Raw genomic sequence first — 15,405 nt, 5'->3', positions numbered from 1 at the left:
GCTCCTGGTTCAGTTTCCGAGGTAGGCGAGCCGGACGGCGTCGTCCTGCCGCAGTTGGTCAGCGGACGCTGACAGGACGAGGTTCCCGGCCTCCAGTACGTAGCCGCGCTGGGCGATGTCCAGCGCGAGCACGGCGTTCTGCTCGACGAGGACGATCGCCACACCGCGCTCGCGGTTGATGCGGGCGAGCACGTCGAACAGGTCACGCACGATCACCGGGGCCAGGCCCAGCGACGGTTCGTCCATCAGCAGCAGCCGGGGACGGAGCATCAGCGCCCGCGCGATGGCCAGCATCTGCTGCTCGCCGCCGCTGAGGCTGCCCGCGGTCTGATGGCGCCGCTGCGCCAGCCGGGGGAAGGTCTCGTACCAGGACGCGATGTCGTCGGCCACGCCCTTGTCACGCCGGGTTACGGCGCCGGCGAGCAGGTTGTCCTCGACGCTGAGGTCACCCAGCGTGCCGCGGCCCTGCGGCACCATGGCGATGCCCCGGCGGACGATCGAGCTGGTGGAGGCCCCGGAGATGAGGTCGCCGTCGAAGCGGATCTCACCTGTGGTGGTGGTGAGCTGGCAGATCGAGCGCAACGTGGTGGTCTTGCCCGCGCCGTTCGCGCCGAGGATGACGACGACCTCCCCCGTGTCGACGGTGATGTCGATGCCGTGCAGGGCCTCGACGCCGTCGTAATAGGCGCGCACGCCGCTCATGCGGAGCAGGGGTTCGGTCATCGCGGGCTCCCCAGGTACGCCTCGACGAGGCGGGGGTCGTCGCGGATCTCGTCGGGACGTCCCGAGAGCAGGTTGCGCCCGGAGTCCAGGACCACGACGTAGTCGGCGATGTCCATCACGAGCTGCATGTGGTGCTCGACCAGCAGCAGGCTGAGCCCGAGCTCGTCGCGCAGGGCGCGCAGCAACGTGCCGAGGTCTCGCACGTCGCCCTGGGTCAGGCCGGCGGCGGGTTCGTCGAGCATCAGCAGCCGGGGCCGGGTGACCAGCGCGCGGGCCAGCTCCACCCGCCGCAGGGTGCCGAAGGGCAGGCCCTGGCAGGGTTGGAACGCGACATCCTCGATGGCGAGCACGGCCAGCGCGGCGTACGCCCGCTCGGTCAGCTCGCGGTGCTCCGAGCGCACCCCCCAGCCGAAGGGCGCGCCGAGGAATCCGGTCCGCCCGAGGCTGTGCGCGCCCACCATGACGTTCTCGATCACGGTGAGCCCCGGCCACAGGGCGAGGTTCTGGAAGGTACGGGCGATGCCCAGGGCGGCGAGGTCGCCGGCCCGGGCGCGCAGCAGGTCGGCGCCGTCGAACGCGATGGCGCCGGCCACGGGCTGGACGAGGCGGCTGACGCTGTTGAACGCTGTGGTCTTGCCGGCGCCGTTGGGGCCGATCAGCGCGCAGATCTCGCCGCTTCGCACCTGTAGAGAGACGTCCTCCAGAGCGGTGACCCCACCGAACCGCACGGTCAGACCGCGGACGGTCAGCAGCGTCTCGCCCGACGGGCTGCCGGCGGTGCCGGGGGCGGGGTCGGTGTCTGGCGGACGAGTCTTGAGGGTGAAAGAACGTTTGATGCCGCTCATCCCCGTTCCTCCTTGTGATGTTCCAGGGGCGGGATCGCACGCGGGCCGCTAGGACGTGACTGCGTCTACGTCGTCGTTGGTGTTGACGCAGCTTTGCATTCGGGTTCGGGTTAGCACAAGAGGTCACGGCCGTTTATCTGTCGAGCCCGCGAGCAACGTCACCACTGACGTTGACGGAAACCCGGGGGATGGGATTCACTACGTCAACACAGACGCTGACGGCCTGAAGCTGCGCCGCCAGGCTGTCCCTCCTAGATCACCCATTGTGATACACCCGCTGATTCAGCTGGTGGGCGGGGGGCGCCGAGGCACGAACAGCGGAAGGGGACTGTATGAACCTGGAGCGCGATCTCGCGCTGGAGATGTTGCGACGGATGCTGCGTATCCGTCTGTTCGAAGAGGCCACGATCGAGCTCTTCCACGCCGGCGAGCTGCCGGCGATGGTGCACCTGAGCATCGGTCAGGAGGCCGCCATCGCGGGCGCCTGTCTGGCGACGACCGCGGACGACTACATGACCGGCAACCACCGCTCGCACGGCCACCCCATCGCGAAGGGTGCCCGCCTCGACCGGCTCATGGCGGAACTGCTCGGCAAGGCCGGCGGCGTCTGCAAGGGCAAGGGGGGCAGCATGCACCTGGCCGACTTCTCCGTCGGCAGCCTCGGCGAGTCCGGCATCGTCGGGTCCGCCATACCCGTCGCCGTCGGCGCCGGTCTCGCCGCCGACGTGCTGGGCAACGGCCTGGTCGCGCTGTGCTTCTTCGGCGACGGGGCCGCCAACGAGGGCGTCCTGCACGAGTCGATGAACCTCGCGGCCGTGTGGAAGCTGCCGGTCGTCTTCTTCTGCGAGAACAACGGATGGGCCGTCAGCGTGCGCGCCGGGGAGCTCACCTCCGTCGAGGACATCTCGGTGCGCGCCACCGGCTACGGCATGCCCGGCGTCACCGTCGACGGGCAGGACCCGGTCGCGACCTACGAGGCGGTCTCCGCGGCCGTCGCCCGCGCCCGTCGCGGCGAGGGCCCCAGCCTGGTCGAGGCCAAGACCTACCGCTTCCATGAACACGCCTACGGCCTGCGGGTCAAGAACAGCTACCGGGACCAGTCCGAGGTGGACGTGTGGCGGCAGGAGCGCGACCCGATCGACCTGTTCCGCCGGCGTCTCCTCGACGAAGGGCTGGCCGACGAGGCCGCCGTCGAGGCGCTCGACTCCGAGGTGCGGGCCGAGGTCGCCGCGGCCGTCGAGTTCGCGCGTGACAGCCCGTATCCCGAGCCCGAGGAGGCGTACCGGGATCTCTACTACGTCGAAGGGGCGTCCACATGAGCACCGCGCCCGCGGCCGCCAGGCGCGCCGCGCAACTGGGCTTCCTCCAGGCCATCCAGCAGGCGCAGCACGAGGAGATGACCCGTGACGAGCGCGTCATCCTGATGGGGCAGGACCTGCGCGCCAACGTCTTCGGCGCCGCGCAGGGCTTCCTGGAGGACTTCGGCCCCAGCCGCATCCGCGACCTGCCGCTGTCGGAGGCCGCCAGCGTCGGCATGGCCGCCGGCGCCGCCATGGCCGGGCTGCGCCCCATCGTCGACCTGACGGTGGCCAGCTTCATGTTCTGCGCCATGGACCAGTTCGTCAGTCAGGTCGCCAAGAACCGGTACATGTTCGGCGGCCAGGCGAGGATGCCCGTGGTGTTCCGCCAGGCGCTGTACTACCACGGCGGCACCGCCGCGCACCACGCCGACCGCCCGTACCCGATGTTCATGAACGTCCCCGGGCTGAAGATCATGGTGCCGAGCAACGGCCCCGACCTCAAGGGCCTGCTCAAGACGGCGATCCGCGACGACAACCCGGTGCTCTGCTTCGAGGACGCCACCCTGTGGGGCCGCCGCGGCCGTGGCGCGGCCCCGGAGGACGACGACCACCTGATCCCGTTCGGCGTGGCGTCGGTGCCGCGCGAAGGCACCGACGTCACCGTCATCGGCATCGGCGGGGGCGTCAGGCACGCCCTGGACGCGGCCGAGGGCCTGGCCGGCGAGGGCGTCTCCGTCGAGGTGGTCGATCCGCGCACGCTGGTGCCGATGGACTGGCCCGCCATCCTCGCCTCGGTCGCCAAGACCGGCCGCTGCGTGATCGTCGACCCCGCCAACCGCACCTGCAGCGCCGCCAGCGAGATCGCCGCGCACCTCGTCGAGGAGGGCTTCGGCAGCCTGCGCGCACCCGTGCTGCGGGTCACCAGCGACGACATGCACGTGCCGTTCAGCCCGGTGCTGGAGAAGCAGATCTACCCGTCCAAGGAGAAGGTCGTCGCGGCCGTGCGCCGCGTGCTCGGAGTGGAGAAGTGAGCGTGGAAACCGAGGTACGCCTCCCGCAGTTGAGCATGGGCATGTCCGAAGCGGAGATCCTGGAGTGGTACTTCGAGGACGGCGCGCGGGTCGAAGAGGGCCAGGACCTGGTCGAGATCGAGGCCGAGAAGGCACGCGAGGTCCTGCCCGCCCCGACCGGCGGCACCCTGCGGATCAAGGTCGAGCCGGGGGACGTCGTCGACGTGCGCAGCGTCCTGGCCGTCATCGTCGGCGACGCGCCGTGAGCGCTGTGACGACCGACCCGCGCGGCCCCAGCACGGTACGGCGCGCCAGCGGCATCCGCCGCCGCACCGCCGAGCACATGGTGCGCTCGCTGGCCACCAGCCCGCACGCGGCGATGGCCGTCGAGGTCCGCTTCGACGCGGTGGAGGCCGCGCGGCGGGCGTCGGCGGCCCGGCCCGCCGTGCCCGCCTACACGGCCTGGGCCGTCACCCGCGCCCTGGCCGACTTCCCCCTGGTCAACTCCAGCTGGGAAGACGGCTCGATCCGGGTCTTCGAGCACGTCAACCTCGGCGTCGCCGTCGACATGAGCCACGAGGGCCTGGTCGTGCCGGTGATCCGCGGAGCCCACGAGCTCGACGTCGAGGGGCTGCACGAGCGCATCACCGAAGTCACCGGCAGGGCTCGCTCGCGCGCGCTCGGCGTCGCCGACATGGCGGGCGGCACGTTCACCCTGTCGAGCCTCGGCCGCTCCGGCACGCTGTTCACCATCCCGGTGATCAATCAGCCGCAGGCGGCGATCCTGTCCATGGACACCATCGCGCGACGGCCGGTCGTGGCCGACGGCTCTCGGGTCGAGGTGGGCCTGGTCGCCGTGCTGACGATGTCGTTCGACCACCGGGTCTTCGACGGGGCGTACGCCGCCGCCTTCCTGGCCCGGGTGCGCGAACGCCTGGAGAACGCCGAAGGGAAGGTGGCCGGTGGTGGCTGACGAGCGGCGCGGCGGGCCGTTGGCAGGGCTGCGGGTCGTCGAGACCGGTTCACTCATCGCCGGTCCCTTCTGCGGGCAGCTGCTCGGCGACTTCGGCGCGGAAGTGATCAAGGTCGAGGATCCGCGCGGCGGCGACCCGATGCGGCAGTGGGGCAGTCATCGGCCGCAGGGGCTCTCCCTGACCTGGCCGATCATCGCCCGCAACAAGAAGTCGATCACCTGCGACCTCCGGCAGGCCGAGGGCCAGGAGCTCCTGCGTCAGTTGCTGGCCGGCGCGGACGTGTTCATCGAGAACTTCCGGCCCGGCACGCTCGAACGGTGGGGACTCGGGCCGGCCGCCCTGGCCGAGCTGAGCCCCGGCCTGGTGGTGACGAGGGTGACCGGCTACGGCCAGGACGGCCCCTACGCCGGGCGGGCGGGCTTCGGGTCGATCGGCGAGGCGATGGGCGGCCTCCGGTACCTCACCGGAGAGCCGGACCGGCAGCCGAGCCGCGCCGGCATCTCGATCGGCGACTCGCTGGCCGGCACCTTCGCCGCGCTCGGCACGGTCATGGCGCTGCTGGCCAGGGAGCGCACCGGGCGGGGCCAGGTGGTCGACTCCGCCATCTACGAGGCCGTGCTGGCGCTCATGGAGTCGATCCTGCCCGAATGGGAGCTGGCCGGGGCGCGGCGCGAGCGGACGGGATCGATCCTCCCCGGCGTCGCGCCCAGCAACGTCTACCCCACGCGGGACGGCTCGGCCGTGTTGATCGCCGCCAACCGCGACACGGTCTTCAACCGGCTGGCCGAGGTGATGGGCTGCCCGGAGTGGCAGGGCGACGAACGGTTCGGCACCCACACCGCGCGCGGGAAGAACCAGGCGGAGCTGGACGAACTGGTGTCCGCCTGGACGCGGGAACAGGATCGCGACGCGTTGCTGGAACGCCTCCACGAAGCGGGGGTGCCGGCCGGTCTGATCTACACCGCACCGGACATGCTGGCCGACCCGCACTTCGAGGCCAGGAACGCCGTCGTCCGGCTCATCCACGACCGGCTGGGCTCCTTCCCGATGCAGAACGTCGCCCCCCGGCTGTCGGAGACGCCGGGCCGCGTCCACACCCTGGGCCCGGAGCTGGGACAGCACAACGACGAGGTCTACGGCGGGATCCTCGGCCTGGACGCCGGCACGATGACACGGCTGCGCGCGGACCAGGTCATCTGACGAGGACGGCGCGGCGCCTGCCGGGCCGGCGCCGCGCCGTCCGGGCTCACTTGCGGAAGCGGGCCAGGAACTCCTGGATGCCGGGCTGTGTCGCCGAGTAGGCCTGCGCCCACGACTCGAACTCCAGCGTGGCCTCGAATCCCTCCGTCGCCGCGATCCGCACCGCGCTCTTGATGTGCCGCGCCAGCCGTGGATCCATCCGCGCGTACGTACGGCCCAGCGCGGTCGCTGCGGCCACCGGATCGTCCTCCAGGGACAGGGCCAGACCCGCCTCCACCGCCTCGGCGCCCGTGAGCGTGCCGCCGTCGAGGAGGAGCTTCAGCGCGCGCTGCGAGCCGAGCGCCTGGACCAGGAACCAGGTGCAGCCGCCGCCGGGGTGCAGGCCGATCTGGGAGAAGGTCGCGCCGAACTTGGCGCCGGGGCCGGCGATGCGCAGGTCGCAGGCCATGGCGAGATTCAGCCCGGCCCCGATCGCGGGCCCCTGGACGGCGGCGATGGTGGGGATCGACAGCGAGCGGAGGACCAGGAAGCTCTCGTACACCTTCTGCAGGTCCTCGCGCAGGGTGCCGAGGTCGCGGGTGGTGTCGCCGAAGAGTGCGGGCAGGTCGGCGCCGCCGCAGAACGCCGAGCCCGCCCCGGTGACCACCAGAGCGGTGGCGTCCGGGTCGGAGCGGATCGCGGTCACGGCCCGTACCAGCTCGGCACGCATCGTGTCGTCAATGATGTTCCGTTTGTCCGGGTGGTTGAGCGTCAGGACGCGCAGCCCGCCGTCCGGCTCCACGATGACCTTGTCCATCAGGTGCTCCTTACTCGGTGATCCATTGCCACAGCCGGTCCGGTCCGCGTTCGGCGAACGTCCGGCCGAGTCGCCCGGCCCACCAGCGGGCGGTGCCGAACTCGTCGCGCCAGGACCAGAGCCGCCGGGTGGCGAGGTGCAGGGGGTGCTCGCGGGTGATGCCCATGGCCGCGTGCAGCTGGTGGGCGATGCGCGCGCCTTCCGTCGCGGCGCGTCCGGTGATGACGCGTGCGGCGGCGACCCTGGTCCAGGCGTCGGGGTGGCCCTCGGCCAGCGCCTGGGTGGCGCGGCGCACGGCGACGCGGGCGGATTCGAGCTCCGAGGCCATGCGAGCGACGAGCTGCGCCACGGCCTGGAACTTGACGAGCGGCCTTCCGAACTGTTCGCGGACCGTGACGTGCGTGACCGTCTGGTCGAGGGCGGCGGCCAGGGCTCCGGTCAGGGCGGCGGCTCTGAGCAGCGCGGCCTCGGCGAGGACGTCCCCCGGCCCGTCGAGCGGGGTGGCCGGTGTCCCGTCAAGGCGCAGGGTGTCGCGGGGCTCGCCCGCGAGGTTGGCGCCCGGGGTCCAGTGAAGCCCCGCCGCGCCGGTGCGCACCTCGGCGAACGCCTCCTGGCCGGAGTCGAGGGTGGCGAGCACCACCACGTGTCCGGCGTGCCTGCCCCAGGGCACCTTCGAGACCGTCCCGTGCAACCGGCCGTCGGCGGTGAGCCGGACGTTCTCCCCGCGCTGGGGCACGGCCACGGTGGCGACCTCGCCGGCGACGTCCCGGCCCGCCTCGGCCAGGGCGCGCCGCGCCAGGATGGTCTCGGCGACCGGGACGGACACCTGGTGGCGGCCGAGACCTTCGACGATCGTCACCACGTCGTGCGGGTCGCCGCCCTCGCCGCCGAGCGTCTCCGCGACGCCGACGCCCGTCCAGCCGAGGTCCCGCACCGTGTGCCAGATCTCGGGCAGGTCGTCGCCGGGCTCGCCGCCGTGGCCGGCGAGGACCTGGTCGGCCACCTCGCCGAGCCCGGCGTCGTCCGCGGGCCGGCTCCCCCGGGCGCTGACGGCGCCGCGGGAGATGACCGTACGCAGGACCTCGGTCGTGCCGCCGCGGATGGTGAATCCCGGCGCGGCCAGGATGCCCTGGGCCAGCAGGCCTTCGGCGCCCGGGGCGCCGGGGTCGACCGGGGTGTCCAGCAGGGTCCGGGCCAGCTCGTTGACCTCCCGCTCCAGCGTGGTGCCGAGGTCCTTCAGCATGGCCGCCTCGTGGACCGGCGCCCGGCCCGCGTCCATCTCGGCGGCCACGTCGAACGCCATCGCGCGCAGCGTCGCCAGCCTGGCCAGCACCTCGCCGGTCCGTTCCGCCTCGCCGTCGCCGAGCTCGCCGGCGGCCCCGAGCGCCGCGGCCAGCAGCGGATAGGTGCTCAGCACCCGCTCGACGCCGCCGCGTTCCAGCGCGAGCTGCTCGGTGACCTGCGTCCATCCGCCGCCGACCGCGCCGAGCACGTGGTCGTCGGGGACGAGGACGGAGTCGAAGGTGACCTCGTTGAAGTGGTGCTCGCCGGCCAGGTCGTGGATCGGCCGCACGCCGACGTCGGGGGCGGCCATGTCCACGATGAACTCGGTGAGCCCTTCGTGCTTCTTCTCCCCCTTGCCGGTACGGGCGAGCACGTAGGCGTGTGTCGACCGGTGCGCGTGGCTGGTCCAGATCTTCCTGCCGGTGACGAGCCAGCCGCCCTCCGCCCGGGTGGCCGTGGTGCGCACCGAGGCCAGGTCCGAGCCCGAGTCCGGTTCGCTCATGCCGAGACAGAAGGTGACCTCGCCGGAGGCGATCGCGGGCAGGAACTCCGCCTTGGCCGCGTCGCTGCCGTGCCGCACGATGGACGGCCCGATCTGGCGGTCCGCGATCCAGTGGGCGGCGACCGGCGCGCCGGCCCTCAGGAGTTCCTCGGTCACGACGAGCCGGGTGAGCGCCGATCCGCCACCGCCGCCGTACTCGACCGGCCAGGAGATCCCGATCAGGCCGCGTTCGGCCATGGCCTTGGTGAAGTCCAGGTCGTAGCTGCGCAGCCAGGCGTCGCAGACCGGCGAGAACTTGCCGGCCCGGAGCCATTCGCCGACGAGCTCTCGGGTGATGTGCCGTACTTCGTCGAGTTTTGTGGTGTCCATACTGATTCCTCTACGTTTCTGCGAGCGCTCGTCTGGCCACCTGGTAGCCGCGTTCCGCCGCCGCGCGCAGCACCAGCCGCGCGGCGGCGTTCTCGGCCGCCGAGGCGGCCGGCCTGGGCGTGACGGGCGCGTCGGTCCGTACGCCCAGCGCCGCCAGGTGGCGGACGAAGGCGTCGGCTCCCGGGACGTCGGCCAGTTCCTCCAGGACGGGTGTGCCACCGAGTCGCGCCACGCCCCACCGGGTGTGCAGCCGGACGAGCGCGCCGGGCCCCGGCGCGGCGGTCACGTGCTCCACCTGCCGCTGGACGCGCCGCAGGTCGTCGCCGCCGGACAGCCAGACGAGCTCCCGGGCCCGCGCCGCGATGTCGGGCGCCCCGCCCCCGCCGGGCAGGCGGACCCGCGGGGTGTCACCCGGCCCGATCAGGGAGGAGTTCACCCGGCCGCGCACGTCGACGTTGCCCGCGTCGAGGACGACCCGGTCGAAGCGCCGGGCCATCGCCAGCAGGACGTCGGCCGTGGTGCCGGTGAAGCCGAGCGCGTCCGCGTACGCCGGGTAGTCCGTGGTGCTCGTGGGCACCGACGCGGCGGCGCCGTGCACGCCGGCGCCCGCCTCGAAGACCTGGGTGAACGGTTCACCCTCCAGTTCGTACGCGAGCTGACCGGCGAGCACCGGCCAGTGGAAGCCGGTGAACACCCACCCGCCGCGCCGGAACTCGCGGGCGGCGCGGACCAGGAAACCGATCACGCCGGGGCCGTCAGGCATCGCGTCCTCCTGTCACATGCTCCGACAACCACGCCGCGAACCCCTCCGGAGTCGAGGTGCCGGCGACGTAGCGCTCGTAGGCGGCGACGTCGCGCTCATAACGCCCGATCGTGCCGTCGGGGGCGACCGCGCCGGGGTGGTGCACGACGGCGGTGGTCAGCACCCCGGGGATGACGATGCCCGCCCGGCGGGCCGCCTCCGTGCCGACGACCTCCTCGGCGACCAGGACGAGGGCGCGGGCCGCCTGCGCGGCGACCAGCGCCTCTCCGAGCGGGCCGCGGATGACGCCGTTGCCGTCGGCGTCGGCCTGGTCGACGTGGACGAACGCGACGTCGGGAGTGATCGCCGCGACGATGTCGGCGGCGCCGAAGGCGGTGTCCACCCGGGACATCCGGCCGTTGGGCCAGTTCTCGTCCGTGTAGCCGGTGCCGGGGAGACCGGGCACCGGCATGAACGGCACGCCCCAGGCGCCCGCCGTCAGCGCCGCGGTCATCAGCCCGAGGCTCAGCTCGTACAGCGTCACCGCTCTGTCGCCGCTCTCGGCGGCGCGCCGGAAGTTCCACGTGGGGCCGGGACCGACGGGACTCCAGCAGTGACCGAAGGTGGCCGAGGCCAGCGCTCCCGCCCCGAGCAGCTGGTCCAGCAGGATCCCGCCGGAGCCGACGACCACGTGCAGGCCGGCGCGGCCCTGCCGGATGATCTCGTGGCCGACGGCGAAGAGCTGGGCGCCGAAATTGCCCAGGTACACGGTGCGGCCCGGCTGAACGTGGGCGGTCACGGCCTCGGGCAGCCCGATCAGCTTGTCACCGGTCATGCGTACGCCTCCGGAAGCATGTGCAGCCCAGGGCCGAGGTGCGCGCCGCCGTCGATCTGGATCAGCTGGCCCGTCATCATCGCACCCGCCGGTCCCGCCAGGAAGGCGACGAGCTCCGCCACCTCCTCGGGGGCGGTGGCGCGCCGCATCGGCGTGCCCCTGGCGACCAGGTTGTCGTGCACGTGACGGCCGGCCTCGTCGCTCAGCGCGCTGGTCAGCACGGTGCCGGGACCGACGCAGTTGAGCCGGACGCCGTCCTTGGCCCATTCCAGCGCGAGTGTCCTGGTCAGCCCGAGGATGCCGGAGCGCGCGGCCACGGAGTGCGCCATGCCCATGCCGCCCCGCTCCACGCCGGACAGGGAGATGTTGACGACGCTGCCGCCCGCCTCGGCCAGGAAGGGGTACGCGGCCATGGTCACGGTGAAGGCGGCCGTGAGATTGAGGTCGATCACCGCCCGCCAGCCGCCCGCGGAGATGCCGGTGGCCGGGGCGAAGAACTGGCCGCCGGCGTTGTTCACCAGCAGGCCGAGGCCGTGGCGGGCGCCGGTCCTGCCGACGGCGGCGACCACCGCCTCGGTGTCGCGGACGTCGCACACCTCGTAGTCGTAGCGTTCCCGGTCGGCGGCGAGCGACCCGGTCTCGGCCAGCGTCTCCGCGCGCCGGCCGAGACCCGTGACCCGGGCGCCGAGCTCGACGAGGCGCAGCGTGATCGCCCGCCCGATGCCGCTGCCGGCCCCGGTGACCAGTGCGGACAGGCCGGCGCACGCCGTGTCGGCGAGCACGGAGGGCCGGGCCGTCATGCCCGCCTCGTCTCCGCGCTGACCTGGCGGCGCATGAGCTGGGTGGGCCGGTAACGGGAGTCGCCGATCTCGGCGAGCAGCGAGCGCAGCCTGGACGCCACGGTGACCGGCCCGGCCCGGCGGACGTACGCGAACGGGCCCTCGGGGTGGTTCATCGCCAGGCGCAGCGCGAGATCGACGTCCTCGGGCCGGGCGGTGCCCTCCTCCACGACGGCGTACGCCTCGTTGGCCAGGCAGTCGGCCAGCCTGTCGGCGACCAGGCCGGGCAGCGCGAGCACCCGGACACCGGCCGCTCCCAGCAGGTCCAGCAGCGCGTACGTGTCGTCCGGGACCGCGACGCCGGCCTCCGGGTCCTCCACCACCTCGGCGAAGACCTCCTCCCGCCACGCGTGCAGCCGCACCCAGCCCGTGTCCGCGGGCAGCAGGTCGCGCCAGGCCGCGTCGGAGCCGTCCACCACCACCCGCGCGCGGCGGCCGAGCTCGCGGACCTGTTCCACGTCCTCGGGCGTGGGGGCGCGGTGGCAGCTGAAGACCACGAGCGGGGCGTCGCCGGCGAGATGCCGGGCGACGGCGGGATGCCCGCGCAGCGCGGCGGCGTGCGGGCCGGTCACGTTCAGGCTGACGCCCTCCGGCGCGGGCCCGGCCGCCCTGGTGACCCGGCCGCGCCCGTCGCGTGGCGGCTCCACCGCGTAGTCGTAGAAGCCCCGGCCGGCGGCCCGGCCTGTCATCCCGTTGCGCACCAGCCCGCGGACCAGGGGGATGGGGCGGTATCGGGGGTCGCCGAACTCCCGATGCGCCGTCTCCGATGACGCCAGGTGGGTGTGCAGCCCGGTGAAGTCGAGCAGTTCCAGCGGGCCCATGCGGTGGCCGAGCGCGCCGCGCGCCACGGCGTCGACCACGGCCGGTTCCAGCCCTTGCATGACCAGGAGCTGCGCTTCGTAGTACAGCGGCCGGCATACCCGGTTGACCACGAAGTTCGGCGAGTCCGCGCAGGTGACGGGCGTCTTGCCGAGCTCACGGACGATGCCGAGGGCGTTCTCGTGGACCTCGTCGGCGGTGGCCGCCGCCTTGATCACCTCGACCAGCCGCATCTTCGTCGGCGGGTTGAAGAAGTGCAGCCCGATGACCCTCGACGGGTCGCCGAAGGCCTTGCCCATCTCGCCGACGCTCAGCGAGGAGGTGTTGGAGGCGACGACGAGGTCGTCCCGTCCGTGTGCGCGCACCTCGGCCAGCAGCGCGGCCTTGGCCTCCATGTTCTCGACGACGGCCTCGACGAACAGGGTCGCCTCGCGCAGGGCGGATCGCAGGGTGCCCGCTTCGACGGTGGCCTTCTCGCCGTCGGCCTCGGCCTCCCGCCGGATCAGCGCCAGCCCCGCCTCGGTCGCCTCCGGCGACACGTCGCAGACGACGACCCGCGCTCCGGCCCGGTCGAACACCCGGGCGATGCCGCGCCCCATCGGCCCGAGTCCCGCGACGGCGACGGTCATGCCCGCCACCCGGGTCATGCCGCCACCCGCTCGATGACGGCGGCGATGCCCTGCCCGCCGCCGACGCACAGACTCGCGACGCCGAAGCGGGCGTCGCGCCGCTCCAGCTCGTGCAGGAGGCTGACCACGACGCGCAGGCCGCTCTGGCCCGTCGGGTGTCCCAGCGCGATGCCGCCGCCGTTCACGTTGACCCGGTCCTCGTCGAGGTCCAGGGCGCGCACGTTCTGCACGATCTGCGCGGCGAACGCCTCGTTGATCTCGAACAGGTCGACGTCGCCCACGGACAGGCCGGCCTTCTTCAGGGCCGCGGGGATCGCCGCGGTGGGGCCGATGCCCATCATGGTGGGATCGACGCCGACGGCGGCCACGGACACCAGCCGGGCACGCGGGGTGAGACCTCGCTCGGCGGCGGCCCGGCCACCGGCCAGCACGACCGCGGCGGCGCCGTCGGCCATCTGGCTGGCGTTGCCCGCCGTGACCGTGCCGCCGTCCTCGAAGGCGGGGCGCAGTGTCGAGAGCTTCTCCGCGGTCGATCCCTGGCGGAACGTCTCGTCCCTGGAGAGCGACCCCTCCTCGTGCGCCACCTCGACGATCTGGCCGTCCAGGATGCCCTCGTCCCACGCGGCGGCCAGGCGCTGGTGGCTGCGGGCCGACCAGGCGTCCTGGTCGGCCCGGCTGACGCCGTACTCGCGCGCCACCTTCTCGGCCGTCTGTCCCATGTTCATGCCGCAGATCGGGTCGGTGCCGCCGTCCCGCCAGCCGTCCGCCAGCAGGATGTCCCCGCGCCGCATCCCGCCCCAGCGCAGGGTGTACGGGGCGATGTACGGCATGGTCGACATGCTTTCCGCCGCCACGGCCAGGGTGAGCTCGCTCTCCCCCAGGAGGATGGGGTGCGCCGCGAGCTGGAGCGCCTTGAGGCCGGAGGCGCACGCCATGTTGACGGTCTGCGCGGGAACGGGCTCCGGCAGGCCCGCCTTGAAGGCGACCTGGCGTCCCGGGTTGGGGCCGTTGCCGGCCTGCCTGCAGTTGGACAGCACCATCTCGCCGATGTCGTCGGGCGACACCCTGGCACGGTCGAGCGCCGCCCGCCCGGCCAGTCCGCCGAGCTCGACGAGCCGGACGTCCTTGAGGGATCCCCCGTACCTCCCGTGCGGTGTCCGTACGGCGCTCACGATGTAGACGTCGTCAGCCACGTTCACTCCTCGCTGTTCAGATCTCGCGGACCAGGCGCTTGGCCTTGTGGGTGCTGCGGGCGAGCGAGCCGGACGGGACCGGCTCGACCACCGCGCGGACGGTGAGCTCGGCGCGGATGGCGTGGGCGAGCCGGTCCACGGCGGACTCGGCGGCGCCGTCCTCGGTCTCCAGCCGCACCTTGACGCCGGTCAGGTAGCCGGTGGCCCGGTCGACGACGTCCTCGTCGATCACGATGAGGTACTCGCCGGTGGCGCCCGGGGTGCTGCGCACCAGGCTCTCCACCGAGCTCGGGAAGAAGTTGACCCCTCGTACCACGAGCATGTCGTCGGCGCGGCCCAGCACTCCCCCGCGCAGGCGGCCGTGGGTGCGGCCGCACGCGCACGGGTCCGGGTCGCGCACCACCACGTCGCCCGTCCACCAGCGCACGAACGGAGACGCCTGCTTGTCGAGGTGGGTGAGGACGAGCACGCCCGGGCTGCCGTCCGGGACCGGGGCGCCGGTCCCGGCGTCCACGACCTCGGCGTACACGAAGTCCTCGGCGAAGTGGCCGCCCGCCTGCCGCTCGCACTCCCAGGCGATGGGCTGGAACTCGAGTGAGCCGTAGCCGTCGAACACCTTGGCGTCCCAGCGTTCCTCGATGAGGGCGCGGGTCTCGGGGATGCCGCCGCCCGGCTCGCCGCCGACCTGGATCCGGCGTACCCGGTTGCCCGTCACGGGGCGGCCGAGCCGTTCGGCGGTCTCGGCCAGGTGCAGCATGAACGACGGCGTGCCGCTGACGGCGGTGGTGCCGTATCTGGCCATGACGTCGATCTGGCGCTCGGTGTCGCCCGACCCGCCGGGGATGACCGTACAGCCGATCTTGGTGTAGGCGGCGGTGACGCCGAGCCCGCCGACGAACCAGGCGAAACCGAACAGCGCCTGGTACACGTCGGTGCGGCGCACGCCCTGGCTGTACGCGAACCTGGCGTACAGGTCGGCCCAGCGGTCGAGGTCCTGCCGGGTCCAGCAGACCGGCGCCGGAGAGGAGGTGGTGCCCGAGGAGAAGTGCACCCGGGCCACGTCCTCCGGGTGCACGGCCAGCATCGAGCCCCACGGCCCCCGCTCGGCCAGGTCCGCCACGTAGTCCGCCTTGCGCACGACGGGCAGGGAGCGCAGGTCGTCGAGCGAGCGCAGGTCACCCGGCTCGAAGCCGATCCCGGCCCAGGCCGCCTTGTAGTAGGCGCTGTTCGCCCCGACGTAGGCGAGTTGCCGCCGCAGTGCGGCGAGCTGGAACTCCGCGATGCGGTCCCTGGGCCAGGTCTCCACCTCGCTCCAGTATTCGGCCGAGCTCGGGCTGTCCATCT

Annotated in this window: 15 protein-coding genes; 5 read left to right on the top strand and 10 right to left on the bottom strand. The window is 73.0% G+C overall.

What is annotated here, in order from left to right; genetic code table 11:
* Positions 1-9 precede the first annotated feature (9 nt).
* Complete coding sequence (locus ACZ6YG_RS18985) at positions 10-723, bottom strand: ABC transporter ATP-binding protein (RefSeq protein WP_397198674.1); 714 nt, start codon at positions 721-723, stop codon at positions 10-12.
* Positions 720-1,568 (bottom strand): ABC transporter ATP-binding protein, encoded by an 849-nt coding sequence (locus ACZ6YG_RS18980; protein WP_271280439.1) that lies wholly within the window; start codon positions 1,566-1,568, stop codon positions 720-722. Before ACZ6YG_RS18980 ends, ACZ6YG_RS18985 begins: the two co-directional genes overlap by 4 nt.
* Before the next feature lie 332 nt (positions 1,569-1,900).
* Between ACZ6YG_RS18980 and ACZ6YG_RS18975 the strand changes: the two genes are divergently transcribed.
* Genes ACZ6YG_RS18975 through ACZ6YG_RS18955 form a run of 5 tightly spaced genes read left to right on the top strand, consistent with a single transcriptional unit; the run spans position 1,901 to position 6,053 of the window.
* Entirely contained in the window at positions 1,901-2,887 is a 987-nt protein-coding gene (locus ACZ6YG_RS18975; protein ID WP_271280440.1) for a thiamine pyrophosphate-dependent dehydrogenase E1 component subunit alpha, read from the top strand.
* A complete protein-coding gene (locus ACZ6YG_RS18970; RefSeq protein WP_466018723.1) occupies positions 2,884-3,900 on the top strand; it encodes an alpha-ketoacid dehydrogenase subunit beta in 1,017 nt (338 codons plus the stop codon). Before ACZ6YG_RS18975 ends, ACZ6YG_RS18970 begins: the two co-directional genes overlap by 4 nt.
* A 2-nt stretch (positions 3,901-3,902) precedes the next feature.
* Positions 3,903-4,145, top strand: a complete 243-nt coding sequence (locus ACZ6YG_RS18965; protein WP_148029776.1) for a biotin/lipoyl-containing protein — start codon at positions 3,903-3,905, stop codon at positions 4,143-4,145.
* Positions 4,142-4,852, top strand: coding sequence for a 2-oxo acid dehydrogenase subunit E2 (locus ACZ6YG_RS18960; RefSeq protein WP_466018722.1), 711 nt, complete (start codon positions 4,142-4,144; stop codon positions 4,850-4,852). Before ACZ6YG_RS18965 ends, ACZ6YG_RS18960 begins: the two co-directional genes overlap by 4 nt.
* Positions 4,845-6,053 (top strand): CaiB/BaiF CoA transferase family protein, encoded by a 1,209-nt coding sequence (locus tag ACZ6YG_RS18955; RefSeq protein WP_466018721.1) that lies wholly within the window; start codon positions 4,845-4,847, stop codon positions 6,051-6,053. Before ACZ6YG_RS18960 ends, ACZ6YG_RS18955 begins: the two co-directional genes overlap by 8 nt.
* Before the next feature lie 46 nt (positions 6,054-6,099).
* Here the strand turns inward: ACZ6YG_RS18955 and ACZ6YG_RS18950 are convergent, their stop codons facing one another.
* Genes ACZ6YG_RS18950 through ACZ6YG_RS18915 form a run of 8 tightly spaced genes read right to left on the bottom strand, consistent with a single transcriptional unit; the run spans position 6,100 to position 15,403 of the window.
* On the bottom strand, positions 6,100-6,849 hold the full coding sequence (locus ACZ6YG_RS18950) for an enoyl-CoA hydratase (RefSeq protein WP_271279623.1): 750 nt from the start codon (positions 6,847-6,849) through the stop codon (positions 6,100-6,102).
* A 10-nt stretch (positions 6,850-6,859) separates the two neighbouring features.
* A complete protein-coding gene (locus ACZ6YG_RS18945) occupies positions 6,860-9,004 on the bottom strand; it encodes an acyl-CoA dehydrogenase family protein (RefSeq protein WP_466018720.1) in 2,145 nt (714 codons plus the stop codon).
* Positions 9,005-9,014: 10 nt separating this feature from the next.
* Positions 9,015-9,767 carry a hypothetical protein gene (locus tag ACZ6YG_RS18940; protein ID WP_466018719.1) on the bottom strand — a complete coding sequence of 251 codons (753 nt, stop codon included), beginning with the start codon at positions 9,765-9,767 and terminating at the stop codon, positions 9,015-9,017.
* A complete protein-coding gene (locus ACZ6YG_RS18935) occupies positions 9,760-10,581 on the bottom strand; it encodes a CoA-transferase (RefSeq protein ID WP_466018718.1) in 822 nt (273 codons plus the stop codon). Before ACZ6YG_RS18935 ends, ACZ6YG_RS18940 begins: the two co-directional genes overlap by 8 nt.
* Complete coding sequence (locus ACZ6YG_RS18930; RefSeq protein ID WP_466018717.1) at positions 10,578-11,381, bottom strand: SDR family oxidoreductase; 804 nt, start codon at positions 11,379-11,381, stop codon at positions 10,578-10,580. The genes ACZ6YG_RS18935 and ACZ6YG_RS18930 overlap by 4 nt, the downstream gene beginning before the upstream one ends.
* Positions 11,378-12,886, bottom strand: a complete 1,509-nt coding sequence (locus tag ACZ6YG_RS18925; protein ID WP_271279618.1) for a 3-hydroxyacyl-CoA dehydrogenase — start codon at positions 12,884-12,886, stop codon at positions 11,378-11,380. The genes ACZ6YG_RS18930 and ACZ6YG_RS18925 overlap by 4 nt, the downstream gene beginning before the upstream one ends.
* On the bottom strand, positions 12,883-14,061 hold the full coding sequence (locus ACZ6YG_RS18920) for a thiolase family protein (protein ID WP_466018716.1): 1,179 nt from the start codon (positions 14,059-14,061) through the stop codon (positions 12,883-12,885). Before ACZ6YG_RS18920 ends, ACZ6YG_RS18925 begins: the two co-directional genes overlap by 4 nt.
* A gap of 16 nt (positions 14,062-14,077) precedes the next feature.
* Complete coding sequence (locus tag ACZ6YG_RS18915) at positions 14,078-15,403, bottom strand: phenylacetate--CoA ligase family protein (RefSeq protein WP_271279616.1); 1,326 nt, start codon at positions 15,401-15,403, stop codon at positions 14,078-14,080.
* Between the last annotated feature and the right edge of the window lie 2 nt (positions 15,404-15,405).

This window comes from Nonomuraea sp. NPDC054003, assembly GCF_055585125.1.
Note: the sequence above shows the minus strand (reverse complement) of the source record. Positions and strands in the feature narration are given on the sequence as shown.